At 61.4% G+C, this 23,130-nt stretch carries 23 protein-coding genes; 14 read left to right on the top strand and 9 right to left on the bottom strand.

Features of this window, described 5'->3' with window-relative positions:
* Positions 1-374 precede the first annotated feature (374 nt).
* Genes ACSMXN_RS14255 through ACSMXN_RS14245 form a run of 3 tightly spaced genes read left to right on the top strand, consistent with a single transcriptional unit; the run spans position 375 to position 3,999 of the window.
* Positions 375-2,402, top strand: a complete 2,028-nt coding sequence (locus tag ACSMXN_RS14255; protein ID WP_022912135.1) for an ABC transporter permease — start codon at positions 375-377, stop codon at positions 2,400-2,402.
* A complete protein-coding gene (locus ACSMXN_RS14250) occupies positions 2,399-3,271 on the top strand; it encodes an ABC transporter ATP-binding protein (RefSeq protein ID WP_027139147.1) in 873 nt (290 codons plus the stop codon). The genes ACSMXN_RS14255 and ACSMXN_RS14250 overlap by 4 nt, the downstream gene beginning before the upstream one ends.
* Complete coding sequence (locus ACSMXN_RS14245) at positions 3,268-3,999, top strand: branched-chain amino acid ABC transporter ATP-binding protein (protein WP_027139146.1); 732 nt, start codon at positions 3,268-3,270, stop codon at positions 3,997-3,999. The genes ACSMXN_RS14250 and ACSMXN_RS14245 overlap by 4 nt, the downstream gene beginning before the upstream one ends.
* A gap of 143 nt (positions 4,000-4,142) precedes the next feature.
* Here ACSMXN_RS14245 and ACSMXN_RS14240 read toward each other — a convergent pair whose 3' ends face one another.
* Positions 4,143-4,316 carry a hypothetical protein gene (locus ACSMXN_RS14240; RefSeq protein WP_196811154.1) on the bottom strand — a complete coding sequence of 58 codons (174 nt, stop codon included), beginning with the start codon at positions 4,314-4,316 and terminating at the stop codon, positions 4,143-4,145.
* Here ACSMXN_RS14240 and ACSMXN_RS14235 point away from each other — a divergent pair.
* Positions 4,315-5,415, top strand: coding sequence for an ABC transporter substrate-binding protein (locus ACSMXN_RS14235; RefSeq protein WP_196811153.1), 1,101 nt, complete (start codon positions 4,315-4,317; stop codon positions 5,413-5,415). The two genes, ACSMXN_RS14240 and ACSMXN_RS14235, sit on opposite strands and share 2 nt — an antisense overlap.
* A 77-nt stretch (positions 5,416-5,492) precedes the next feature.
* Here ACSMXN_RS14235 and ACSMXN_RS14230 read toward each other — a convergent pair whose 3' ends face one another.
* From ACSMXN_RS14230 to ACSMXN_RS14220, 3 genes are all read right to left on the bottom strand, one after another.
* Positions 5,493-6,329, bottom strand: a complete 837-nt coding sequence (locus ACSMXN_RS14230; RefSeq protein ID WP_022912134.1) for a mycofactocin-coupled SDR family oxidoreductase — start codon at positions 6,327-6,329, stop codon at positions 5,493-5,495.
* Between the two features lie 117 nt (positions 6,330-6,446).
* Positions 6,447-7,655, bottom strand: a complete 1,209-nt coding sequence (locus ACSMXN_RS14225) for a cytochrome P450 (RefSeq protein WP_022912133.1) — start codon at positions 7,653-7,655, stop codon at positions 6,447-6,449.
* A gap of 141 nt (positions 7,656-7,796) precedes the next feature.
* The gene (locus tag ACSMXN_RS14220; protein ID WP_022912132.1) at positions 7,797-8,765 is read right to left on the bottom strand and encodes a DUF2889 domain-containing protein; all 969 of its coding nucleotides are present in this window, start codon (positions 8,763-8,765) and stop codon (positions 7,797-7,799) included.
* Positions 8,766-8,910: 145 nt separating this feature from the next.
* Between ACSMXN_RS14220 and ACSMXN_RS14215 the strand changes: the two genes are divergently transcribed.
* A complete protein-coding gene (locus ACSMXN_RS14215) occupies positions 8,911-9,732 on the top strand; it encodes an NAD(P)-dependent oxidoreductase (RefSeq protein ID WP_022912131.1) in 822 nt (273 codons plus the stop codon).
* 84 nt (positions 9,733-9,816) lie between these two features.
* Here ACSMXN_RS14215 and ACSMXN_RS14210 read toward each other — a convergent pair whose 3' ends face one another.
* Together ACSMXN_RS14210 and ACSMXN_RS14205 are read right to left on the bottom strand one after the other, a co-directional pair.
* On the bottom strand, positions 9,817-11,160 hold the full coding sequence (locus tag ACSMXN_RS14210; protein ID WP_022912130.1) for an FAD-dependent oxidoreductase: 1,344 nt from the start codon (positions 11,158-11,160) through the stop codon (positions 9,817-9,819).
* Between the two features lie 144 nt (positions 11,161-11,304).
* On the bottom strand, positions 11,305-11,430 hold the full coding sequence (locus tag ACSMXN_RS14205; protein WP_022912129.1) for a hypothetical protein: 126 nt from the start codon (positions 11,428-11,430) through the stop codon (positions 11,305-11,307).
* On the opposite strand from ACSMXN_RS14205, the gene ACSMXN_RS14200 reads away from it, so the two are divergent.
* The 8 genes from ACSMXN_RS14200 to ACSMXN_RS14165 all read left to right on the top strand — a co-directional run bounded on the left by ACSMXN_RS14200 (position 11,429) and on the right by ACSMXN_RS14165 (position 19,555).
* Positions 11,429-12,244, top strand: a complete 816-nt coding sequence (locus ACSMXN_RS14200; RefSeq protein ID WP_022912128.1) for a mycofactocin-coupled SDR family oxidoreductase — start codon at positions 11,429-11,431, stop codon at positions 12,242-12,244. The two genes, ACSMXN_RS14205 and ACSMXN_RS14200, sit on opposite strands and share 2 nt — an antisense overlap.
* A gap of 82 nt (positions 12,245-12,326) precedes the next feature.
* Entirely contained in the window at positions 12,327-13,184 is an 858-nt protein-coding gene (locus tag ACSMXN_RS14195; RefSeq protein WP_081648987.1) for an AAA family ATPase, read from the top strand.
* 69 nt (positions 13,185-13,253) lie between these two features.
* A complete protein-coding gene (locus tag ACSMXN_RS14190) occupies positions 13,254-14,171 on the top strand; it encodes a vWA domain-containing protein (RefSeq protein WP_022912126.1) in 918 nt (305 codons plus the stop codon).
* 104 nt (positions 14,172-14,275) lie between these two features.
* Complete coding sequence (mftD, locus tag ACSMXN_RS14185; protein WP_022912125.1) at positions 14,276-15,448, top strand: pre-mycofactocin synthase MftD; 1,173 nt, start codon at positions 14,276-14,278, stop codon at positions 15,446-15,448.
* A gap of 291 nt (positions 15,449-15,739) precedes the next feature.
* The gene (locus ACSMXN_RS14180) at positions 15,740-16,972 is read left to right on the top strand and encodes a CoA transferase (protein ID WP_027139141.1); all 1,233 of its coding nucleotides are present in this window, start codon (positions 15,740-15,742) and stop codon (positions 16,970-16,972) included.
* Positions 16,973-17,154: 182 nt separating this feature from the next.
* Positions 17,155-18,813, top strand: a complete 1,659-nt coding sequence (locus ACSMXN_RS14175; protein ID WP_022912123.1) for a thiolase C-terminal domain-containing protein — start codon at positions 17,155-17,157, stop codon at positions 18,811-18,813.
* Positions 18,814-18,850: 37 nt separating this feature from the next.
* Positions 18,851-19,225: an NAD(P)-binding domain-containing protein gene (locus ACSMXN_RS14170; protein WP_022912122.1), complete on the top strand. Its 375-nt coding sequence runs from the start codon at positions 18,851-18,853 to the stop codon at positions 19,223-19,225.
* Positions 19,226-19,363: 138 nt separating this feature from the next.
* Positions 19,364-19,555 carry a ferredoxin gene (locus ACSMXN_RS14165; RefSeq protein ID WP_022912121.1) on the top strand — a complete coding sequence of 64 codons (192 nt, stop codon included), beginning with the start codon at positions 19,364-19,366 and terminating at the stop codon, positions 19,553-19,555.
* 149 nt (positions 19,556-19,704) lie between these two features.
* Here the strand turns inward: ACSMXN_RS14165 and ACSMXN_RS14160 are convergent, their stop codons facing one another.
* The gene (locus ACSMXN_RS14160) at positions 19,705-20,955 is read right to left on the bottom strand and encodes a cytochrome P450 (RefSeq protein WP_022912120.1); all 1,251 of its coding nucleotides are present in this window, start codon (positions 20,953-20,955) and stop codon (positions 19,705-19,707) included.
* A 481-nt stretch (positions 20,956-21,436) separates the two neighbouring features.
* Between ACSMXN_RS14160 and ACSMXN_RS14155 the strand changes: the two genes are divergently transcribed.
* On the top strand, positions 21,437-21,628 hold the full coding sequence (locus ACSMXN_RS14155; RefSeq protein WP_022912119.1) for a ferredoxin: 192 nt from the start codon (positions 21,437-21,439) through the stop codon (positions 21,626-21,628).
* 69 nt (positions 21,629-21,697) lie between these two features.
* Here ACSMXN_RS14155 and ACSMXN_RS14150 read toward each other — a convergent pair whose 3' ends face one another.
* Both ACSMXN_RS14150 and ACSMXN_RS14145 read right to left on the bottom strand, forming a co-directional pair.
* Complete coding sequence (locus ACSMXN_RS14150; RefSeq protein WP_027139139.1) at positions 21,698-21,889, bottom strand: ferredoxin; 192 nt, start codon at positions 21,887-21,889, stop codon at positions 21,698-21,700.
* On the bottom strand, positions 21,886-23,124 hold the full coding sequence (locus ACSMXN_RS14145) for a cytochrome P450 (protein ID WP_022912117.1): 1,239 nt from the start codon (positions 23,122-23,124) through the stop codon (positions 21,886-21,888). The genes ACSMXN_RS14150 and ACSMXN_RS14145 overlap by 4 nt, the downstream gene beginning before the upstream one ends.
* Positions 23,125-23,130 lie beyond the last annotated feature (6 nt).

Below are 23,130 nucleotides of genomic sequence, written 5' to 3'. Positions count from 1 at the left end.
GTACTAGTGATTGCTCTACCGTATTGATTGCGGTAGAAACGTCCATGTCCGTTACTGAACCTGTCTCGAAACCGTTACCGAATCGTAGGCGGATGCCGCAGTTTTGCCTAGAAAGAAGACGCAAGCTTCATCGTTACCTGAGAGTCATTGACACGCACGTGTAACTGGTTTAACTTTTCTGCAACCTTCGAACTAAGCAAATCTCACGGGTCGAGCGAGCGCTCGAAGTTTTCCGCTGCGCACCGAGGTGTGGCGGGCTCTGTGCAAGATCCATGCGTTGCCGCTTCACGCTCGAGTCCACACATCGCTGCGATTGAATCTTGCTGCCGACACCCGTCGCCGGCACGATCCGTATCCAAGAAGGAGTTTTCTGAGTGCTCGAATATATTTTTGCCGGAATCGCACTCGGGTCGATCTACGCCATCGCCGCATCCGGACTTGTGATCACCTACGTATCGGCTGGCGTCCTCAACTTCGCCTTCGGCTCTATGGCGTTCTTCTTGGCCCGGTTTTACTACTACCTGAACACTCAACAGCACTGGGGCGCGCCGCAGTCGTTGCTGGTCTCGGTCGTACTCTCCGGGCCAGCCTTGGGTGCAGTCTTGTACTTCATGCTGTTTCAACATCTACGGCTGTCGTCTTCGCTGATCAAGATCGTCTCGACCATCGGCCTTTCCGTGGCGTTGCCGCCGGCAGCGACCTTGTTGTTCGGTAACCAAACGATCACGACGGCACCGGGTTTGGCGCACGCGCCGGTACGGATCTACAAGATCTTCAACACCTCGGTCACTTTGGACCAACTCATCGCTTTCGGATGTGTCGTCGCTGTTGTCGTGATCGGTACCGCGATCCTTCAGTTGACCGACGTCGGTCTGCGAGTTCGCGCAATGGTCGACACCGAGGCATTGACCTCGCTGTCCGGCGTGAACCCCTCGACCATCGCGGTCGGCGTTTGGATGGTCAGCTGCACCCTCGCCGGCCTCGCGGGCGTACTCGCAGCGCCAGCAAGCGGACTGACAGTCGGCGGTATGACCGCTTTGATGTCGTCCGCGTTCGCTGCCGTGGTCGCAGCCCGGCTGCGGAGCTTGCCGATTGCGGTCGGCGTCGCGATGGGCATGGGTATTGTCACCGAGGTCATTCAGAAGTACCTGCCGGTGAACAACTCGCTCTCCTCGGCAGCGATCTCGAGCATCCCGTTCGCCGTCATCGTGATCTTCCTGGTTGCCTACATCGCATTCAGTGGTCAGGTCAACGAGTCTTCCTCGACAGGTGGCGCGCTCGACGCGGCGATTCGACCGCAGGGTGGCAGCGACACCGCTAAGGTATCGAGCTCCACGGCGGTCGTCACCTCGCGTTCCGGCTGGTCGATCTACATGCTCGGCCCGGTGATCATCGTGGGGATCGCGGCAATACTGCCGCTGGTCTTCAACGGATTCTGGCTGACGCTTGTCGGTTCGGGCTTCGCCTTTGCCATCATCTTCCTGTCCTTCACGATGGTCGTCGGCGAAGGCGGCATGATCTGGCTATGTCAGGCCGGGTTCGCCGGTGTCGGCGCCATCGGTTCGGCGCAGCTGGCAACGAACCATGGCTGGAATCCGATCTTGGCCGTCTTTGCTGCTGGATTGATCGCTGTCCCGATCGGGCTGGCCATCGGTATGCTCACCATTCGCCTGGGTAACCTCTATGTTGCACTCGCAACCTTGAGCTTTGGCCTCTTGGCTGAAACGTTGATCTTCACCCGCAACGTCTTCTACCAGGACGGAATCGGCGTCGCGATTTCGCGACCGGCCTTCCTCTCCGGCGACCGTGCGTTCTCCTACTTCGGTCTGACCGTGTTTGTCATCCTGGCCATCATCCTGGTCAACCTTCGCCGATCGACGACAGGGCTGGCGATGGCTGCCGTGCGATTCAGCGAGCCCGCGTCCAAGACCCTCGGTTTGAGCGTCTTGAAGATGAAGCTGATCGCGGCCGGGTTCAGCACCTTCATCGCTGCCGTCGGTGGTGGCCTGGTGGCCTTGGACACCGAGTCAGCACTACCGACCTCGTACGCAACGTTCGCGGGCCTGGTGTGGCTGGCAGTCCTCGTCACCAACGGCATCCGGTCAGTGACGGCCGCATTGCTCGCTGGGCTCAGCTTCACCCTGCTGCCGGCCGTCTTCCAGATCTATCTGCCGAGTGGTTGGGGCGACGTACCTACCCTGCTGTTCGGCCTGGGTGCGATCGGCGTCGCCGTGAACCCCGATGGTGTGATCGCGATGCAGGCTCGGCAGATCCAGGGCCTGATCACCAAGCTTGCTCGCTCGAGGTCGGCGAAACATACGGACCCGCCGGGTGGCAGCGAGACGGCGCCGAGGCCTACTGAACCCGGCCTCGCCGGTGCTGCTGGGACGGCGAGCCGATGACCGCCGCGGCCGAGGTTCCAGAAGCCGTCGCAGTTGACGCCGGACCGCGCATGATGTGTTCCGATGTGACCGTTCGTTTCGGTGGCGTTGTCGCTCTGAACTCTGTGTCGATCGACATCGCGCCGGCCACGATCACCGGTCTGGTCGGACCAAATGGCGCAGGTAAGAGCACCTTGTTCTCGGTTCTGTCCGGTCTGCGCCGCCCCAACCATGGGCATGTCTCGCTCGAGGGTCATGACATTACGACCGCAAGTGCTCAACGGCGCGCGCGACTTGGGCTGGCACGGACCTTTCAGCACCCTGAGATGTTCAGTGGCCTGACGGTGCGCGAGCACGTCATGCTGTCTCACCGGATCAGTACGGTTCCTAAGCGAATCTGGACCGACATGGTGACCGCCCGCGGTTTCCGCCGCGCTGACAAGGAGGAGATCGAGCGTGTCGATGGCTTGCTCGACGTTCTCGGGCTCACCTCCATCGCGGATCGGCCGGTAGCCGGGCTGTCCCTCGGCATGACTCGCTTGGTCGAACTTGCCCGCGGGCTTGCCGCCAACCCGACCGTGCTGCTGCTCGATGAGCCGTCTTCCGGGTTGGATGCGCGAGAGACGGACCAGGTCATCGAGGTGTTCAACCTCGTCGTCGAGCGACGCGGTGTCTCGTTGCTGCTGGTCGAACACGATGTGTCCATGGTGCTTGGTCTGTGCAGCAAGGTCTATGTGCTCGACTTTGGTGTGATGATTGCAGCTGGCACCCCGGATGAGATTCGCGCAGACGCCGCTGTGCGCGCGGCGTACCTCGGCGAAGAAGAGGTACCGACGACCGAAGCTCACGCGGAAATCCCGACGGCAGTTCAAGAGGAGCCCACAGCATGACGAGTACTGAACCTCTGCTTTCGATCCGTGATCTCGAGGTCCGGTACGGTCCTGCCCTCGCCCTCGATGGGGTGTCGGTCGACGTCAAGCAGGGCGACGTGCTCGCCGTCCTGGGATCGAACGGCGCTGGAAAGAGCACCCTGGCGAGGACGATCAGCGGCTTGGTGCCAGCTGTCAAGGGCGAGGTCTTGTTCGAAGGCAAGAACATCGCCAGCGGCGCCGCATACCGAACGCGCCGTGCGGGTGTCATCTATCTACCCGAAGGCCGCGGCATCTTCCCAGCCCTGACGGTGACGGAGAACCTGCGCATCGCTGCCTGCATGCTTGGCCGTGGGCAGCGACGTGGGGCTATGGACAATGCGCTGTCGGTGTTCCCGCCATTGGCGGCGCGCCGTCGCACCAAGGCTGGAATGCTCTCAGGTGGCGAGCAGCAGATGCTTTCGCTCGCCCGCGCCTTGGTGATGTCGCCGAAGATGATCATCGCTGATGAGATGTCCTTGGGGCTTGCGCCAAAACTTGTCGATACGGTGTTCGAAGCGCTCGCCGGGCTCAAGGAGACCGGCGTGACGATCATCTTGATCGAGCAGTTCATTCACCGCGCTCTCGAGTTCTCCGACCATTGCCTGATGCTGTCTCGTGGACGAGCAGCGTGGCAGGGCCCGGCCGCTGATGCCAAGCAAGAGGTGTTGACCAGGTTCCTCGGCGAGGCAGCCGCAGTACCCGTCTGATCAGGCGGTACCACCGCTTTCGCGCAATCCCGCGCACCCGTGTGACGATCCGGCCGTCGGCAGCGAACCGACGGCCGGGATTGGCATGTCACCGTAAGAATCAACCGATCACCTTGCAAGGCTCGAGCGCCGATCGAGAACCATCACCCATCACCCATGTTCGGAGTTGTATCAATGCGCGCGAAAGTATTGACGATCGCCGTCGCGGCGTTAGCCGTGGCCACGACGATCACTGCATGTAGTTCCTCCAAGAGTGCCTCGACCGGATCAGGCGGCGGTTCCACGCCATCGGGCGGCACCATCAAGCTGGGCGTCATGAGCGACCTGAGCGGCCCAGCAGCTTCCGGCTTCCTTACCGCAGAAAAGGGCGTCAAAGCCTATGTCGACTCGGTGAATGCCGCGGGCGGCGTGAACGGTCAGAAGCTCAGTTACGTCATGGCGGACACGAACTCGACGCCGGCCGGGGCACTGACGGCCGCACAGAAGCTCGTTCAGCAGGAGAAGGTCTTCGCAATCATCGACGTGTCGTCGGACTTCTTCGGCGCAGAGGCCTACTTGCTCAAGCAGGGTATTCCGGTTGTTGGCGGCGCCTTCGATGGACCTGAATGGACCGTCAAGTCCAACACCAACCTCTTTGCCTCCGTTGGTGTCACCGACTACAGCAAAGTGTCATCTGCGACGGGCGAATACATGAAGGCGCGGGGCGTCACGTCCTGCGGCAGCATCGGCTATGCCAGCTCGCAAAGCGCGCAGGCTTCAGCGACCGCGGTTGTCAAGTCCTGCGAGGCTGCGGGCCTGAAAAACGGCTACCTGAACAACCAGGTGCCGTTTGGCTCGACTGACATGGGCGCCGTTGCCATCGCGATCAAGAACTCTGGCGTGGATGGTGTCGAACTTCCCACCGTTCCCAACACGGCATTCGCGCTCCTGGGTGCGCTTCAGCAGCTTGGGGTCAAGTTGAAGTCGGCGCTGCTGTCCACTGGGTATGGAGGCGACCTGCTCGCATCGTCGGCCGCGGTTGCTGCTGCGCAGGGTTACGAGTTCTCGTCGGTAGGTAACCCAGTCGAGGCGAATACGCCTGCGACCCAGAAGCAGGTCGCCAACCTCGCCGCAGTCGGCGTGACCGGTCCGCCCACGTTTGCCGAGCAAGAGGCATACATCGCTACCAGTGCATTCGTGGCGGGTCTCAAGGCCGCGGGAAACAACCCCAGCCAGAAGTCGTTCTCGACCGCGATGCGTGCGGTCAAGGGCTTCGATGCTGATGGATTGCTGGCACCGGGCAAGGTCGACTTCGACAGCTACGACCAGATCGGTGGCGGATCCGGTGCTGCAGGCTGTATCTTCGCCGCGCAGCTCAAGGGCAGCAAGTTCGTCGTTGTTCCCGGCACGCCGCTCTGTGGCAAGATCATCGGCTAACAAGCAGTAACCACCCCCAGAATCGCGTAACGCTCGGCACCCATGAGGTGCCGAGCGTTACGCGATTTCAGAGAATGTCAGATCTTGAGGTGCCCGCCGGCGTCAACCGCAATGAATTGTCCGGTGACGTAACGTGATTCGTCAGAAGCAAGGAACACCATGGCCTGGCTGATATCAGCCGGCTCGACCCAGGGAACCGGAATCGCCTGCAGGGACGGGAAGGCCAGGATGGCATCTTCCTTGGTGGGGTGTTCTAGATCGGGCCGGAACGACTTGTACATTTCCTCGTGCTGCAGCATGTTGGTGTTGCAGTTGGTCGGGTGCACGCCGTTGAGCCTGATGAAGTCCGGGGCGAGAACCAGCGCGAGGTCATGGACCAAACTGATCAGTGTGCGCTTGGCCCAGCTGTAAGCCACACCGCCGGGCGCTTGGCCTGGACCGCCCGGCAGCAGCGCTGCAAGCGAACCCGTGACCACCATGGAGGCCCCCGCCTTGAGGTGCGGGATCGCAGCATTGAGCGTGTTCATGACGCCTACGAAGTTGACGTTGCTGACATCAACCCAGGACTGCAGAGGTTGTTCCTTTGCCATGGCACAGATTCCGGCATTGGCCAATACGACATCGAGCTTGCCGAATTCGGCAATCCCCTGCGCCACCGCGTTCTGCATCGCGTTGGGATCGCGCACATCTGCCTGGATGGTAAGCACCCGGCGGTCAAAGGACTCGACCTCCTTGGCGGTCTGAGCGAGGTCCTCCGTGGTGGCCATCGGGTAATCGATGGTGTCGAATGAGGTGCAGAAGTCCACCGCGATGATGTCGGCACCTTCGCGGGCCAAGTGAATCGCGTGGCTGCGCCCTTGTCCGCGGGCGGCACCCGTAATGAGAGCAACCTTTCCGGCTACACGATCTGTCATGAACTCGCTCCTCCAGTGGATATAAGACGGTTACGGTTGTTGGTCAGCTGACGCTGTCGTGCTTCTTGCGATAATTCCTGCGCGTGCTTCCTGTTTCGTTTGCAGGGCTGTTGCCGGTCATACATCCCAGACGAGGGACAGGTTGTTGAGGCCGATCTGGCCAGAACCGTGTTCGCCGATCTCGACACCTGGGGCGAGACGGTAGTTCGGGATCCGCTTGTGCCATTCGGTCAAGGCGATGTTCAATTCCTGGCGGGCTAGGTGAGCGCCCAGGCAACGGTGCGGGCCGGCTCCGAAACCGATGTGCCGGTTGTCCTGGCGGTCGATGATCACCTTGTCTGCATCGTGGAATTCTGCTGGGTCACGGTTCGCGGCCACCAATGGCAACCAGATCATCTGACCGGCTTTGACCGGACATCCGGCTACCTCGGTGTCTGACATGATCTTGCGGCCGGGAGTAACGAAGGAGTAGTAGCGGACGAATTCTTCGATTGCGCCGGGGATCAAGGAAGGATCCTCGACGATCCGTCGCCGATCTTCGTCATGGGTCGCGAGGTGCATGAACGAGTACGACAGCTGCATTGCGACCGTGTCCAGGCCAGCCATGAACAGCAGTAGGCACAGCGACTGAAGATCTTCATCGCTGACCGGTTTGCCATCGATCTTCCAACCCGACGCTATCGTCACGATGTCGTTCTTCGGATCGATCCGACGCGAAGCAATGAGGTCGGCAAAGTAAGCATTGACCTGGCCCATCGCGGCGAGCGAGCGATCCGCTTCGGTCGGGGGCAGGTGGAGGATCTCGGTTTCCCAAATCTGGAACTGGCTTGCGTCCTCGACGGGAAGTCCCATCAATTCCATGAAGATCACGTTCGGATAGAGCAGGGCCACGTCCTGCACGAACTCGCATTCACCCCGCCCGGCGATGCTGTCGAGAACTTCGAGGAACCTGCCGCGCACCCGGCCTTCAAGCTTGGCAATCGAGCCCGGCGAGAACATGCCACCCAGCAGTTGCCGCCACTTGTTGTGAATCGGCGGGTCGAGCATCTCTGGAATCCACATGTACGGCGGGTCTGGGTCGTACATGGAAATAGCACTGTTGGAGAAGATCTCCGGTTGTTGGAAGGCTTCTCGGATGTCCTCCATCCGAGTCGCCAGCCAGAACTCATGTCCCAGTGCGTCACCAAAATGCAGGGGGGCCTCTTCGCGCAAGCCGTCGAACTTGTTGAAGTGCCATAGCGGAGGCGTGTCGGCGACCGCGATATCGGTGTAATTGATGAACGGACAGGTCTCTGCGCTCTTCGGCTCGCGGTCAACGGCAGTCATGAACGAGTCCTCCAGCAGGGTGAATTACTTCATACTGTCGATATCAGCGCTGAGACGCAAGGCCTAATTTTTCACACGATCGACATGCGGCCGACACTTGCGGGCTCAGACGTGCGAGTCCATCTCCGATACCTAGCTCTACTACTTACTTCCCTCGAGATTCCCTCGAGACAGCAGGGCGATATCGCCCAGTGTGCGCAATGTGTCGGTGAGATGCGTGCAGGTGCCTAGGCCGACGAGAGTGGTTCTGGCGGTGTTGTCGACGGTTGCCAACGAGACGCCCGCCAGCGCCGTGGCGCTGCCAGCGGCCTGCCAGCATTCCGGCCAGGGCAGGATCACCCCGATGGCGTCGATATCCTCGATCACGCCGTCGGCCGTGACGTCAGTCTGCAGGTGATAGCTGTGCAGGCCCCGTTCGACCCCGTCCGGATCTGCATAGCTGTCACGGAAATAGGTACGGGCGTGCTTGTGTCCGTCAGCGTGGCGATCGACCTCGACCCGTCGGCGCCGGCGAGTCGCCATCGCTGGCAGAGCTGGCTGATCCGACCAATGCGCAGCGTCAGGCTGCACGGCTTCGCCCAACGCCATTGTCAAGTTGCCGCCACGGTTGATGATGCGCTGAACCATCGTTCCGTCGGCGCGCCATCCCTCACACTGGTCTGCTCCGGGCACCTCAGTGCCGCGCACAGTGAGCGGGGCCAGCGGTGCGAGCGCCGGCAGCGCCGGATGCTCGACGAGCCTTGCCTGACCGGAAACTCGCAACAGGATCGGAACATCGTCGAGCAGGCGATGCGCGAGTAGTGAGCCCGCGACGCCTTCGTGCACCTGCGTCATTCGGCGGCGAAAACCCGATGTCGCAGACGATGCTTCGAGGGTCTTGAAGGCGGCAAGATCTAACTGATTCGACATGAGGTTGAGCTCGGCGAGAAGTCCGCCCTCGTCCACGCGTGCGCTCAGTTCGACGAACTCCGTAGGGCCGACTTCACCCCGCTGCCAACGTGCCCACCCTGTCACTGTCGCGGCTTGGTTCGATGACGGAAGCACATCTAGTAGCGTCTCGAGGACGACAGGGTCTCCGGCGGTGGCCTCGATGGGAACCGGATTCGACATGGTCGGATCGTAACGCCCCGTGGGCCCCGATGCGCTGCTCGGTCAGCAAGGTGACTCCAGCTCTTCCCTTTTGCCAGAGTTAACTGCGACGATGCGCCGCAATGAGGGGCCGTTGTAGCAAACGACACGAGACGAGGAATGGCACATGCGCGTTGGGTTCATTGGATTGGGAAATCAGGGCGGCCCGATGGCACGACGAGTCGCGCTCTCGGAAACAAACAGCCTCACGCTATGGGCTCGGCGGGATGCGGCGCTCGATCCTTATCGCGATACAGCAGCCGAATTCGCCAAGACGCCAGCCGAGCTTGCCGCCAAGAGTGAGGTCATCAGCGTCTGCGTCTTCAGCGATCAAGACGTCGAGCAGGTAGTGCTCGGTACCGATGGGGTGCTCGAAGGTGCGGCGCCTGACTCGGTCATCGCCATTCACAGCACGGTATCGCCACGATTGATACTCGAACTGGCCGAAAAGGCAGCAGAGAAGGACGTACACCTCCTAGACGCTCCCGTGAGCGGTGGTGGCGCTGCGGCCGAGGCGGGCGCGCTGTTGGTCATGGTCGGTTCGTCGCCGGAGCTCTTCGAGCGTTGCTCGCCAGCATTCGCACCGTACGGCAAGCCACTGGTACATGTGGGTCCGCTGGGCAGCGGACAGTTAGCGAAGCTCTTGAACAACACCTTGTTGACCGCTCACCTTGGTCTAGCAGATGACACAGTCGCCCTTGCTGAGAATCTCGGGCTGAATGCGGCGGCGCTGATCGAGGTCATTACGCATGGAAGCGGCAACAGCTTCGGATTCGGAATGCTTCAGCGCTCGGGCACGGTCGCGGCGATGGGCCAGGGCGCCGGGCCATACCTATTCAAGGACGTCAATTTGCTCGAGGAGGCCGCAACAACACGCGGCGTCGATGCGCATTCGTTGATCGGTCCGGCAGATCGTGGCCTCGTTGCACTTCAGGTCCCGCGCACCTGAGCCACCGACTGAATGGTCGAGCGAGTCGTGTCGGTGCGCGGATGGGCTTGGGTGTGACCCCAGGGCCTGCGCAAGGAGGCTGAATCAGGTCTGGCGCTGAGCCAGGCGGAGCAGCGTCTCCCAGTCGGCAATCTTCACTCGCGCTCCACCGCGGATCCGTCCTGCCTCACGCTCAGCCCCGTCAATTCTTAACCAGCCGTCGAACTCGGTGTAGGGGATCTCGTTACGCTGCAGGAATTCATCGATCGGCTCCTTGGCGTCTGATTGCGTGAGGTTGCCCTCGGTGACGAGGTCCTCGACGATGGAGTTCACGGTTTCTTCGGAGTCTGACTTGTTCGTCCCGATCACCCCGGTCGGACCGCGTTTCAGCCAGCCGGTCACGTACTCGCGTCGTCGCACGGCGCCGGACTCGTCGAGCATCCGTCCGCGATCGTTCGGAACGACACCGGCGTCCTGGTCAAACGGCAATCCGGCCAAGGGGACGGATCGATAACCGATCGCGCGGATAACGAGTTCGGCAGGGATCTCTTCGAGCGCGTCGTCGGATCCGTTCGCTCGAGCCTGATCTGACATATCTCGTAACCGAAGCCCGGTGACCGACTCGTCGCCGAGGATTTCGGCTGGGCTCCGCCAAAAGCGCAGCTGGATTCGCCGCGGCGCTGCTGGTCGCTCAGCGTTGGCCCATTTGCTCAGCACGGTCACATTGGCACGTTCGGCGCGGCTGAAGCTGCTCAGGTCCGCGTCCTCCGGTGGCAGTTCTGACGGCTGCACGGTAACAGTCGCGTGCTCGAGCTCACCGAGCTCGCGGAGTTCCTTCGTAGAGAATTTGGCGTGTACCGGCCCGCGTCTGGCGATGATGTAGATGTTCTGGACGCTGCTTGCCGACAACGCTGCGAGGACATCGTCCGGGACATCGGTGTGGCGAAGCTCGTCCGGATGTTTGGCGATCAATCGTGCGACATCCAGAGCCACGTTGCCTGCTCCGATCACGGCGACGGACTGGACGTTGGACAGGTCGAATCGGCCTTCGGACAACGGATGGCCGCTGTACCAGGATACGAAATCGGTCGCCGAGTGGCTGCCGGGCAAGTTCTCGCCCGGCACGTTGAGGTGGCGGTCGGTCTGGGCGCCGGTTGCGTAGACGACCGCGTCGTAGTGACGCAGCAATTCCTCAGGACTCAGCACTTCGCCGACGTTCAACCGGCCCAGGAACCGCACGTTAGGGCGATCGAACACCGCGTGCAGGGTGTCCAGAATGGATTTGATCTTTAGGTGGTCCGGGGCGACTCCGTACCGGACGAGACCAAATGGTGTCGGTAGCCGATCGATCACGTCAACCTGAATGTCGACGTTTTCACGGTGGGCCAGCGATTCGGCGGCGTACAAGCCCGAGGGCCCCGAGCCGATAATCGCAACGTTCAATTTCACGGCTGGGCACCCTTCATCGACGCGGCAGCGGACAGTTGGCTATTGACTGGTTGAAGAATGGCACGAGCCACGGTTCCGCGCGAACGCGGCCGGGCTCGACTGCGAAATGACTCAGCCAACCCTTGACTTTAACGGCATCGAGTGTCATAAAATCGCAAGTGTGGTGTCTACCATCGCGTCCGGACCGCCGGGCACCGTCTGCAGCAGGTAATGCGTCGACAGGGCGTTCGTCTGGCCCGACGTCGTCGTCACCACAGAATGGAATCCCATGGCAGGAAGAGTTGCTGGCAAGGTCGCGCTGATCACCGGCGCAGCCCGTGGTCAAGGGCGCGCGCACGCGATCAGACTCGCGCAGGAGGGCGCCGACATCATCGCTCTGGACATCTGCGCACCGATCGCAAACGTGCCGTATCCGGCCGCTACCGAAGAAGACCTTGCTGAAACGGTGCGATTGGTCGAGGCGCTCGATCGCAGGATCGTGGCCCAGGTGGTCGACACCCGCGACGCCGCCGCCTTGCAGGCCGCGGTCGAAAATGGCGTCACAACCTTGGGCAAGCTTGACGTCGTTGTCGGCAATGCGGGGATCTGCATCATGGCGCCGTGGGACCAGGTCACTCCCGAGATCTTCCGCGAGACGATCGAGGTGAACGTCTTCGGCACCTGGAACACCGTGATGGCGACGGCTCCGCACCTGATACGCAATGGCGGCGGGTCGATCATCTTGACCAGTTCGGCGGCCGGTCTCAAGGGACTGCCGTTCCTCGTACCGTACGTGAGCAGTAAGCATGCCGTGACTGGCATGACCAAGGCCTTCGCGCACGAGCTCGCCAAAGACAACATCAGGGTCAACAGCCTGCACCCGACGGGCGTGCGCACGGCGATGGGGGAGGGCGAGGGAATGGCCGCGATCGGTCCGGCGATGGAGAACAACCCGCGGATAGCGGCGATGTTCACGAACAGCCTTCCGATCGAGACCACGGATCCTGAGGATCAGGCGAACGCGGTTCTCTTCCTCGCATCTGACGAGTCGCGTTACGTCACGGCCCTGGCCATGACAGTCGACGCGGGAAATACCCAATACTGACGTGAGCGCCGAGATCATCGACATAGTGGGTGTCCAGAGTCGAGTTGCCAAACAATTGGTCGGCCGCGAGTACGAGCTCGAGATGATTTTGTCGGCCATCGCGGCCGGACGCGACATCGTCCTGGAAGGGCCCCCAGGCACCGGAAAGACGACGCTGCTGCGGGCAATAGCCCAGGAGTGGGGAATTCCGCTGCTCTACGTCGAGGGCAATGCCGACCTGACGCCGGCCAAGTTGGTGGGGCATCACAACCCGGCGCGCGTCCTCAAAGAGGATTATCAACCGGACAACTTCGTTCCAGGCCCCTTGCTGGAAGCGATGCGCACTGGCGGGTTTCTCTATATGGAGGAGTTGAATCGGGCTCCGGACGACACACTGAACACCCTGCTCGCGGCGCTTGCCGAGCGACGCATCGCGGTGCCCCGGGTTGGCCTCATCGAGGCCGCGCCGACATTCCGGGTGATCGCCTCGATGAATCCCTTCGACAACGTCGGCACCACCAGGCTCTCGACATCGATTCACGACCGACTGTGCAGGCTGTCGATCGACTACCAGGACGAGCAGGCGGAGGTCGGCATCGCCGAGCTTCGCACGACAGGCGCGCACCTGGGTGACCTGCTGGTTACCGACGCGGTAGCGGTGACGAGGGCAACTCGTACGCATCCCGATATCCGGCAAGGCAGCAGCGTACGAGGCGCGATTGACACTGTGTTGGTTGCCAATCAACTCGCCTTACTCCGCGGAGTGAGCGAGGCAGCTGATTCGCGCGACAGGCTTGACCCGAAGTCGCCGTATCCGAGGCTGGTATTCGATGCGATGGTAGTTGCATTGTCGGGTCGCATTCATCTTGACGAGGCCGCAGATACGACGCCGGAGCTGGTACTACGGGAGATCTGGGAGGACCGGTTCGTCCTGCAGCCGGCAGCAGCGGTCCCTGGTTGAAGAGAGATCGAAGCAGACTCCCCGATATCCCGCCGCGGCGAGCCACGGTCCTCACGCACCAGCCGTCCGTTGCGACGCAAGCCGAAACAGCTCGCCGAGGAACCGATGGTGTTTCAGATAACGTCGTCGGGTTCCGGGCCGGTCCTGCAGTCGACCGGCCGCGGGCCGCGCGCCGGTGCAGCTCCGAAGGTTGCGGGTTCGGCGTTGCCGGGCCAGACCGATGAGGCTGGCGAGATCCTGCCGATGGACGCTGAGGAACGGCCGACCGATGAGGCCGTGCGAGCGCGTGCGCGTCAGATCGCCGCGCGACTGTCGCTGAAACGCCCCGCGCGAGGTAGCGGCTCGCGACGCGGTACCGGCGAGCTGATGAGCGTCCGTTATCGCGGTGGGGCCGACGACATCGATCTTGACCAGACGTTGGAAGTGCTTGCTGAGAAACCATTTCCCGAGGACGAGGACATTGTGGTTCGCGAGCGGGTCCGCACGCGTCGTGCAGTGGTCCTGGCGGTGGACATATCGGGTTCGATGAAGGGGGAGCGGGTGCACACCGCGGCCGCCACGGTTGGGGCGCTGGCGGGCGAGCTGCATTCCGACGATCTGTCGGTGATCGCGTTCTGGTCCGACGCTGCCGTCCTGCTCCATCTCGGCGCTACCTTCGTTCCGTTGCAGCTCCTGGACGCGCTTTTGCGGATACCTGCTCAGGGATTGACCAATGTCGGGTTTCCGTTGCAGATCGCTGCAGCGGAACTCAGTCGACGCCCGAGCCTGGACGCTCGGGTATTGCTGCTATCGGACTGCGTGCACAACGCCGGACCCGACCCGCGCGGGCCGGTGGATCGGCTGCCCCGACTGGACGTGCTACTTGACACGTCGGGAGAAAAGGATCTCGAGCTGGGACGCGAACTCGCCCATGCCGGCCGCGGCCGCATGTTCGCAGTCGGCAACCACCGAGAGGTCGCACCGGCGCTGAACCAGTTGTTCGCCTAGTCGTTCGGCATCATCGCAAGCAATAATCGTATGAAACTATATCGGCACAGGGTGTCGTAATGGTAATGTCCTGATAATTCTGGGGATTGTCGAGGAGGTTTTCGGTGGCTAACGGTTGGTTCGAAACTGTGGCTGAGGCGCAGCGGCGTGCGAAGAAGCGCTTGCCGAAGTCTGTCTACAGCGCGCTGTTGGCTGGTTCGGAGCGCGGCGTGACCCTCGACGACAACCTGGCCGCGTTCGGCGAGTTGGGCTTCGCGCCGCACGTAGCCGGCTTGTCGGGCAATCGCGACCTCACGACCACGGTGATGGGCCAGTCGATATCGCTGCCGGTGATCATCTCGCCGACCGGTGTGCAGGCTGTGCACCCGGACGGCGAGGTAGCAGTAGCACGGGCGGCGGCGGCGCGCGGGACGATAATGGGCCTCAGTTCATTTGCGAGCAAGACGATCGAAGAGGTCGCCGCAGTCAACTCCCAAACGTTCTTCCAGATGTACTGGTTGGGCACTCGTGAAGTTCTCGTTCAGCGGATGGAGCGGGCCCGGGCCGCGGGTGCGGTCGGGCTCATCATGACCCTGGACTGGTCCTTCTCCAATGGTCGAGACTGGGGTAGCCCGAGCATTCCGGAGCAGATGGATCTCAAGGCGATGTTGCGTTTCGCCCCGGAAGGGATCACTCGCCCGAAATGGCTCTATCAATTCGCGAAGACTGGCCACGTACCCGATCTCAGCACGCCGAACCTGACGCCGCCCGGCGGAGTCGCGCCAACGTTCTTCGGCGCGTACGGCGAATGGATGCAGACCCCGCTCCCGAGCTGGGAGGACGTTGCCTGGCTACGTGAGCAGTGGGGCGGCCCCTTCATGCTCAAGGGCGTCACTCGCGTCGATGACGCGAAGCGAGCCGTCGACGCGGGCGTAACCGCCATTTCGGTTTCGAATCATGGTGGCAACAATCTCGACGGGACTCCCGCCACCATTCGTGCCCTGCCTGCAGTGTCCAAAGCCGTCGGTGACCAGATCGAGGTCGTGCTGGACGGCGGCATTCGCCGTGGCAGTGATGTCGTCAAGGCGTTAGCCCTTGGAGCTCGAGCGGTGATGATCGGCCGGGCCTACCTTTGGGGGCTCGCCGCAAATGGCCAGGCAGGCGTCGAGAACGTGCTGGACATTCTGCGCGGCGGCATCGATTCAGCCATTCTGGGCCTCGGTCACACGTCGATTCATGATCTGAGCCCGGACGACGTGTACATGCCCCCTGGCTTCACCCGCGAACTCGGCGTCTGATGCACACGTGCGGTGCCCGCCGCGGCCACCGCAGGGTGATCAAAACGCGCTGTCGATGTGGCCATGAATCGTTGCCAATCCGTCGTGGGTGACTTACAGTCCCGTGAAGCTGACTCCTTGCGGAGTGAGCCGGATTTCCATGATGCCCAGAGCCGATATGGTCACGCGAGTGGATCGCCGAGAGCCGCACTCGCTTTCGGTCGGCTCTTCAACAGCAAGATCTTGTAAGGACTTTGATGTAATCCAGGTGACGTCGATTCAGTGGGTCACCGATGAGCGAGGAGTTTGGCTATGCAGCGTCCTATGGAAGGTGTACGCGTCCTTGAGGTTGCTCAATTCACGTTTGTACCTGCGTCTGGCGCGGTGCTGACGGAGTGGGGTGCTGACGTCATCAAGGTCGAGCATGCAGTCACCGGAGATGCCCAGCGCGGGTTGGTGCGTCTGCTCGGTCTCGATCTGGCAAGTGACTCGAAGTCGTTCTTTCCGATCATGGAAGGTCCTAACCGCGGCAAGCGGAGCATCGGGCTTGCTCTGGAGACTCCCGAGGGCAAAGAAATCCTGGCGGAGCTGGTCCGTCGTTCGGATGTCTTCGTCACCAACTTCCTGCCGGGCGCAAAGGCCAAGCTGGGGATTGAGGTCGCCGATATCCGGGCGATCAATCCGGACATCATTTATGTAAGAGGTACCGCCTTCGGTTCGCGCGGTCCGGATGGCGCGAAAGGTGGCTATGACAGCACCGCCTTCTGGGCTCGTGCAGGTAGCGGTGGCGCGATCACGCCGCCGGATTCGGATCGCCTGATCGGCATGCCCACCGGTGCCTACGGAGACTCCATGGGCGGTATGACGATCGCCGGCGGCATTGCGGCTGCGCTCTACGCGCGCAAGGCGACAGGTGAGACCTCGATCGTCGATGTTTCGCTCCTGAGTGTCGGAGCATGGGCAACGCAGTTCTCCACAAATCTGGCTTTGATGGCTGGCGGCCCGTTGCCGCCGACGGTGTCTCCCAAGTACGGTGCGCCGACCAATCCGCTGGCTGGTGCCTACAAGACGTCGGATGGCCGCTGGCTGATGCTGACAATGCTGCAGCCGGGTGTGTACTGGCCCGAATTCTGCGAGCTCATGGGTCGCCCGGATCTCGCAAGCGACGACCGTTTCAACACCCCGGACAAGATCATGGCGAACGCTCAGGTTGCTGCTCCAATGGTTGCTGAGATCATTGGCGCGCTCACGTACGAGCAATGGGTGGAGAAGATGACTGGCGCCAAAGGCCAGTGGGCGTTGGTCCAGAACACCTACGAGGTCGGTATGGATCCATCGCTGCGTGCCAACGGGTTCGTCGCGAAGGTCATCGACTTCGATGGCATCGAGCGGGAGCTCGTGACCAATCCGGTCCAGTTCGACGAGACCCCGGTGGACACCAAGCGGGCACCACAGTTCGCCGAGCACACCGATGAAATCCTTCGCGAGATCGGTAAGACCGATGAGGAACTCATCGAACTGAAGATCGCGGGCGCTGTCACCTGAGGACTGCGCGGTGTGCGGCTCGATTGCCGTGCGACCAATCCGTTTCACAGGCGCTTTGCTGCGTAGCCCAACCGGACAGTCCACCTGCGCGACTCCGTCGGCAGTAGGGCTGTTTCGGTGGGGTCCGTTGCGGTAATTCTGCGCGCGACAATCACCGCACTCACACAGCGAGGAGTCAGCGAATGTCCCCGTCCGGCCGCATCCTGCCCGAAGTTACTGATCAGAACGAGTTCTATTGGACGTCGGGCAAGGATGGGGTCCTTAGGTTTCAGCAGTGCACCGCCTGCCAAGGTTTGATTCATCCACCGCAACCCATCTGCAACCACTGCCGCAGCCGCGACATCAGCATTACCGAGGTGTCAGGGGTTGGCCGCCTGATCGGCTTCACGGTCAACCACCGAATGAGCCTGCCGGGCCTCGATGCGCCTTACACGATCGGTCATGTTGCCATCAACGAAGACGATCGGGTGAGGCTCACAACCCGAATCGTGGACACCGACCCCGAGAGTCTGGCGATCGGGCAAGAGGTCAAGGTCGTTTTCGAGCATGTCGATGACGTGTGGTTCCCGCTGTTCACGGCGACGGAGGCGACAGACCTGACCGAGCTGCCGGCGGACGAAGTTGCGCCCGAAAAGATGGCTAGCCTCGTCCGGCCGAGGATCTCGGAGAAGAAGTTCGAAGAGGATTCGGCGATCACCGGTATCGGATATTCGAAAATCGGTCGGCGACAGATGGTGGATCCGCTGTCCTTGGCTATGGATGCGTGCCTGGCCGCGATCGAGGACGCTGGGTTGAAGGTGGAGGACATCGACGGCCTCGCCACCTACCCGGGCAGTAGAACGGCGGGAATGGGCGAGGGCGGCGTCACCGCGTTGGAGAGCGCTCTACGGATCCGGCCGAGTTGGTACAACGGTGGTGGAGAGACCTTCGGGCCGGGCGGCTCTGTCATCGCCGCGATGATGGCAGTCTCTACCGGACAGGCCAAACACGTGCTGTGTTTTCGCACGCTGTGGCAGTCCACGCACGAAACCCTCATGCGTAGTGGGCGCATCAGCGCGGATCGCGGCAGAATCGGCGCGCCGATGGAGCACATTCTGCCGTACGGTGCCAGCAGCGCGGGCCACACGCTCGCCATGACTGCACAGCGTCACATGCACAAATACGGCACGACCCGCGAGACGCTGGGGTGGATCGCCCTGAACCAGCGACGCAACGCTGGGCTTAATCCGACTGCCATCTATCGCGAGCCGATGACAATGGACGATTACCTCGGCGCCCGGATGATCATGACGCCCTTTGGTCTGTACGACTGCGATGTCCCTTGCGATGCATCGATAGCGGTGATCGTCTCCGCGGTGGATGTCGCCCGCGATATGCCGCACAAGCCAATTCTGATCGAGGCTGTCGGGACGCAGCTGATCGAGCGAACCGAGTGGGATCAGTCGACGCTCACGCATGAACCGCAGGTTCTCGGTCCGGCGGCGCACCTGTGGTCGCGGTCCTCGCTTCGTCCGAGCGACGTCGACGTCGCTCTGCTCTACGACGGGTTCACGTTCAACTGCCTCTCATGGCTGGAGGCGCTGGGGTTCTGTGGCATTGGCGAGGCAAAGGATTTCCTTGACGGCGGCAAGAACATCGCGCTGGACGGGATAATCCCCCTCAACCCGCACGGTGGCCAGTTGTCGCATGGTCGCACGCACGGGATGGGCCTGATGCACGAAGCGATCGTGCAACTCAGAGGGGACGGCGGCGCTCGTCAGGTCGCCAACTGCGAGGTCGCGGTCGTGAGTAGCGGCGGCCTCACGCCCGCTGGAGCGTTGTTACTGACCGTTGATTCCTGATCGAGCCATACAGCCGGGCGCCACTGTCACGCTGTGAATGCGAGATTCGATGAAGGTCGGATGCATTGGAGCCGGCCGAATGGGTTGGCCGCCGATGGTCATCAGAATTCGCGACGCTGGCCACGACGTCTGCGTACTCGCTCGCAACGATGATGCGATCACCGGGGCTGAATCGGCCGGAGTACGTCAGGCGGGCTCTATCAGCGAGGTAACAGCCCATGCCGAGGCTGTGATTGTGTTCGCCACTTCCGTCGGTGAATTCGTCGGCAAGGATGTAGCGGTAGTCCGCGCCGTCAGGGCCGAGCTCGACGCGGACCTTGCGTCCTCGGCGGAGTCCTGTGCTCACCTTTCGTACGTGACGAGGTTCTCTGCAGCTAAAGGAGCCGACCCTCCTATTGTGTCTCAGCGCTGATATTGACAGTATGAACTAACTCATCAAGCCTTTCCGAGGACGCATGAGGGCAGTCGATCGGAACCCGAAGACCGCCGAGGGCTGTCCTTGATCCAGCGGGATTTGGATGCCTGAGGCCGTTCAGACGAAGGAGACACAGTGCTCGTCAAAGTAGATAAGGCAAAGTGCAGCGGACATGCCCGGTGCAATGCGGTCGCTCCGCAGGTTTATGAGCTCGACGATGATGGATACTGCGCGATCGATGAGCTGACGGTGCCGGCGGGCCTCGAGCAGGCGGCTCGGGACGGTGCGGCGAACTGCCCCGAGCGGGCGATCAGCATCCAGGAGTAACGATCACCGGCTTAGAGTAAATCGCTGTAAATCGGAGTAAATCAGGTAGTTGGCGATGTCGCTTGAGCAAAAGGTCGGGCCGGGTGCCTCCGCACCCGGCCCGACCTTCAGGTATTGAAAGCGTTGCTGGCATCAAACACAGTGAACCGCTACTTACCCTCCACGTCCCACACCAGCGGCAGGCTCGTCAGCCCGAAAAGACCACTGTGGGTTTCGGTGAACTCGGCACCATCGGCGAGACGGTAGTTCGGGATTCTCTTGTGAAACTCCGCATATGCGGTCGCCAGCTCGTGACGCGCAAGATGGGAACCGAGGCAACGATGTGGTCCAGCACCGAATGTGAGGTGCTGGATGGTTCCTCGATCGAAGTTCACGGTCGTCGAGTTCTCGTACACGTTTTCGTCGCGGCCCGCCGATGGCAGGCTGAGCATCACACGCTCACCAGCTTTCAATGGGCAACCGCCAATCTCGTTGTCTTCAGTTACAAACCGAGAAATGGTGACCATCGGGTAGACGCGCAGAAGCTCCTCGACCGCGGCTGGGATAACCGCCGGATCAGACACGATGCGGTCGCGATCGACTGGATGGGTTGCGAGGTGATGAAAGCCCCATGAGATCTCAGCGGTCACAGTGTCCAAGCCGGCCTCGAACATCAAAAGGTAGAACGAGAGCAAGTCGTTCTCATCGATCGGTTCGCCATCGATCTTCCAGGTCAGCGCCTCCGAAACGAGGTCCTTACCGCGCTGCTCTGCAGGTATCGCACGTCGCTGGACGAGCATCTCGACGAAGTAGTCGGTGACTTCTTGCTGAGCCGTTTGGGAGATTCTGATTGCCTCATCCATATCGGACGCTGCAGGATGCAGGATGTCTTTCTCCCATGCCATGAACTTGGAGAGCTGATCGGCTGGCAAACCCATGATGTCGAGAAAGATTGCTGTGGGGTACAGCTGCGCGAATTCTTTGACGAAGTCACAATGCCCGCGGTCTGCGAACGACTCGATCAGTTCTATTGCGCGGCCTCTGATGCTGGGCAACAGTTTCTCGATCCGACCGGGGGAGAAGTACGAGCCCAGAACTCGGCGCCACTTTGCGTGCTTGGCCCCGTCGCTGCTCTGCGGGACGAGTTCGTAGCCGCCAGGCTTGTTGGTGCGCGGGTCAATGGTCTGGTTGGAGAAATACTCAGGGTGCTGCGCAATCTCGAGAATCTGTTCGTACCGCGTATAGAATGTGAAGCCGGCTCCCTCATTCACTTTCAAGACATCTGCTTCGCTTCGCAGCCGGTCCATCTCGGCGTAATAGCTCATCGGCGCGCGCGGTGGACCTTGGCTGCTCCAGTCGGCGACTGGGCACCCGCTCGCGACAGCTTCGATGGCGATATCAACTTCCGGGGCTTGGGTCACGGCTCATCCTCTTTGATCGGGTCAATGCTCGGCTGACGCCCGCATGGTCTATTCGCGGCTGCAACGGCGGGTATTCGACTTCGCCAGCAGGAGTAAGGCGTCTGCTTGGGCGATCGTCTGTTGATTCGATCCTGTGTCGAACAGATCGCCTGCTGAATCGATGCGGTCTGATCAGACGGCACTATTTACAAATCATGTGTCTCGTCTCAGAGATGAGACGGCAAAAAGCTATCATGATCGCGAGGCTCGTTCAATAGATCTCGGCAGATGGAGACTATCTGCACAGTCAATCGTCACTCGGATTTATTTCATCTGCTTAATGGCGCGGCTTAGGTGGCAGTGCTCGATGTTTTTTGGGACACTCGCTCAACAATCCCGCTACATATCAACGGGGCTATCTCGCAGGTAGCCGCCGACTTCTGTACAAACGGTGGTCCTGACTAGCAGGATCACTGGCAGCAACCAATAAGGGAGACAAAACGTGATTGTGACTCTGGATCAGTCGAAATGCAGCGGACATGCGCGGTGCAATGCGGTCGCCCCGCAGGTTTATCAATTGGACGATGACGGCTACTGCAACATCACCGAACTGACCGTGCCGGCGGGTCTCGAGCAAGCTGCTCGCGATGGTGCTGCAAACTGTCCTGAGCGCGCCATCAGCGTGCAGGAATAGCCACCCGAAAGCGTGATTGGGCGCCCCGGAGGGGGCGCCCAATCACGTTGTCGTCGCCGTGTTCTGGCATTACTCGGTAAGTGAGATAGCCCTTTCCGGGCAAGCGTTCACTGCGGCTCGGGCCATCTCTGCGAGCTCTGGCGGAACGTCAGGTGTGGTCACCGAGCCGCGCCCGCGTTCGTCATCGGTGAAGATGTCCGGCGCGAGCTCGTAGCAGCGACCGTGTCCCTGACAAAGGTCGGCATCGATCGAGATCTTCAACGTGCTTCCTCCGTTGTCACGTCCCACTCCAGCGGCAAATAGTCGATACCCCGTAGTGACGAGCCGTTCCACTCGACGGTGACACCCGGTTTGAGACGATACTCAGGAATTCGCTTGTGCCACTCGCGGATTACCGTGCGCAGTTCCATCCGCGCGAGGTGCGAGCCTAGACAACGGTGCGGTCCACCCCCGAATGAGAGGTGGCGCTTGTCGCCGCGGCGCACGTCAACGGTCGTGGCTCCGGGTATCGCCGGGTCGATGTTCGCCGCTGAGATCATCGGCAGCACCAGGGTGCCGGCCGGGATCGGGCAGCCCGACAGTTCGGTGTCGCGAGTGGCCCGGCGCGCGGCACCGCCCTGCACTGGAGACTCCCAACGCAGCACCTCTTCGATGAGACCATCCATCGTTTCCGGTTCGTTGACAAGCATCTCGCGCGCTCCTGGATTCTCCAGCAGGTAGTTGAAGATGCACTGAAGCGAAATCGTTACCGTGTCCAGACCCGCCGCCAACAGCAGGAAAAGCGTGCGGAGAATCTCGCTGTCATCGAGGCGTCGACCACCCTCGACTTCGGCGGTCAGCAGGAAACTGATCAGGTCATCGCGAGGATCGTCGCGGCGTTCGGCCATTGCCCGCCCGAAACGTTGGTAGATCAGACCCGCGGTCTCGGTTTGCAGTTTCTGGCCCGCTTCGATGCTGCCTGCCACCACGGCAGGCCTGATCATGATGTCCTTCCAGCGCACCAGATCCAGCAGTTCCTCCTGCGGCAGACCGAGCAAACTCAGAAATGTCGAGCAGGGCAGTGGAACGGCCAGGGACTCGGAGAAGTCACATTCACCCTTGTCGATAAAGCTATCGATCAAGCTGTTCACGTGGGCGGCAACCGTCGGCTCGAGCGCTGCCATCCGGCGTGGAGAGAACAGCGGGTCTAGCAACCGGCGGTATTCGGAGTGCTGCGGCGGGTCGACGCCGAGTGGAATGACAGGCTCGGCGCTTCCCATGATGCCCATGACGTTTGAATACAGCTCCGTGTCCCGCAGGACGAGCTCGACATCGTCGCGGTTGAGCACCTGCACGTTGCCGTCAGTGCCTTCGTTGAAATCAACGGGACATTGTGCTCGAAGCCGGCTGAAGTACCCGCGTGGATCGGCAGCGCGCTGACGGGCAAATTCCGTCAGCTCGGCCTGGCGCACCGGATCGGTCGGAATGTTGTCGAACGCAGTACCGGTCTCTGCCATGGCTGC

The sequence above is a fragment of the Parajatrophihabitans canadensis genome (genome assembly GCF_053764775.1).
Note: the sequence above shows the minus strand (reverse complement) of the source record. Positions and strands in the feature narration are given on the sequence as shown.

Excerpts from the sequence above, each read along its gene's own strand:
- ACSMXN_RS14250 (WP_027139147.1), top strand. The coding sequence starts at position 2,399 with ATGACCGCCGCGGCCGAGGTTCCAGAAGCCGTCGCAGTTGACGCCGGA.
- ACSMXN_RS14245 (WP_027139146.1), top strand. The coding sequence starts at position 3,268 with ATGACGAGTACTGAACCTCTGCTTTCGATCCGTGATCTCGAGGTCCGG.
- ACSMXN_RS14235 (WP_196811153.1), top strand. The coding sequence starts at position 4,315 with ATGAGCGACCTGAGCGGCCCAGCAGCTTCCGGCTTCCTTACCGCAGAA.
- ACSMXN_RS14240 (WP_196811154.1), bottom strand. The coding sequence starts at position 4,316 with ATGACGCCCAGCTTGATGGTGCCGCCCGATGGCGTGGAACCGCCGCCT.
- ACSMXN_RS14230 (WP_022912134.1), bottom strand. The coding sequence starts at position 6,329 with ATGACAGATCGTGTAGCCGGAAAGGTTGCTCTCATTACGGGTGCCGCC.
- ACSMXN_RS14225 (WP_022912133.1), bottom strand. The coding sequence starts at position 7,655 with ATGACTGCCGTTGACCGCGAGCCGAAGAGCGCAGAGACCTGTCCGTTC.
- ACSMXN_RS14220 (WP_022912132.1), bottom strand. The coding sequence starts at position 8,765 with ATGTCGAATCCGGTTCCCATCGAGGCCACCGCCGGAGACCCTGTCGTC.
- ACSMXN_RS14215 (WP_022912131.1), top strand. The coding sequence starts at position 8,911 with ATGCGCGTTGGGTTCATTGGATTGGGAAATCAGGGCGGCCCGATGGCA.
- ACSMXN_RS14200 (WP_022912128.1), top strand. The coding sequence starts at position 11,429 with ATGGCAGGAAGAGTTGCTGGCAAGGTCGCGCTGATCACCGGCGCAGCC.
- ACSMXN_RS14205 (WP_022912129.1), bottom strand. The coding sequence starts at position 11,430 with ATGGGATTCCATTCTGTGGTGACGACGACGTCGGGCCAGACGAACGCC.
- ACSMXN_RS14195 (WP_081648987.1), top strand. The coding sequence starts at position 12,327 with ATGATTTTGTCGGCCATCGCGGCCGGACGCGACATCGTCCTGGAAGGG.
- ACSMXN_RS14180 (WP_027139141.1), top strand. The coding sequence starts at position 15,740 with ATGCAGCGTCCTATGGAAGGTGTACGCGTCCTTGAGGTTGCTCAATTC.
- ACSMXN_RS14175 (WP_022912123.1), top strand. The coding sequence starts at position 17,155 with ATGTCCCCGTCCGGCCGCATCCTGCCCGAAGTTACTGATCAGAACGAG.
- ACSMXN_RS14170 (WP_022912122.1), top strand. The coding sequence starts at position 18,851 with ATGCGAGATTCGATGAAGGTCGGATGCATTGGAGCCGGCCGAATGGGT.
- ACSMXN_RS14145 (WP_022912117.1), bottom strand. The coding sequence starts at position 23,124 with ATGGCAGAGACCGGTACTGCGTTCGACAACATTCCGACCGATCCGGTG.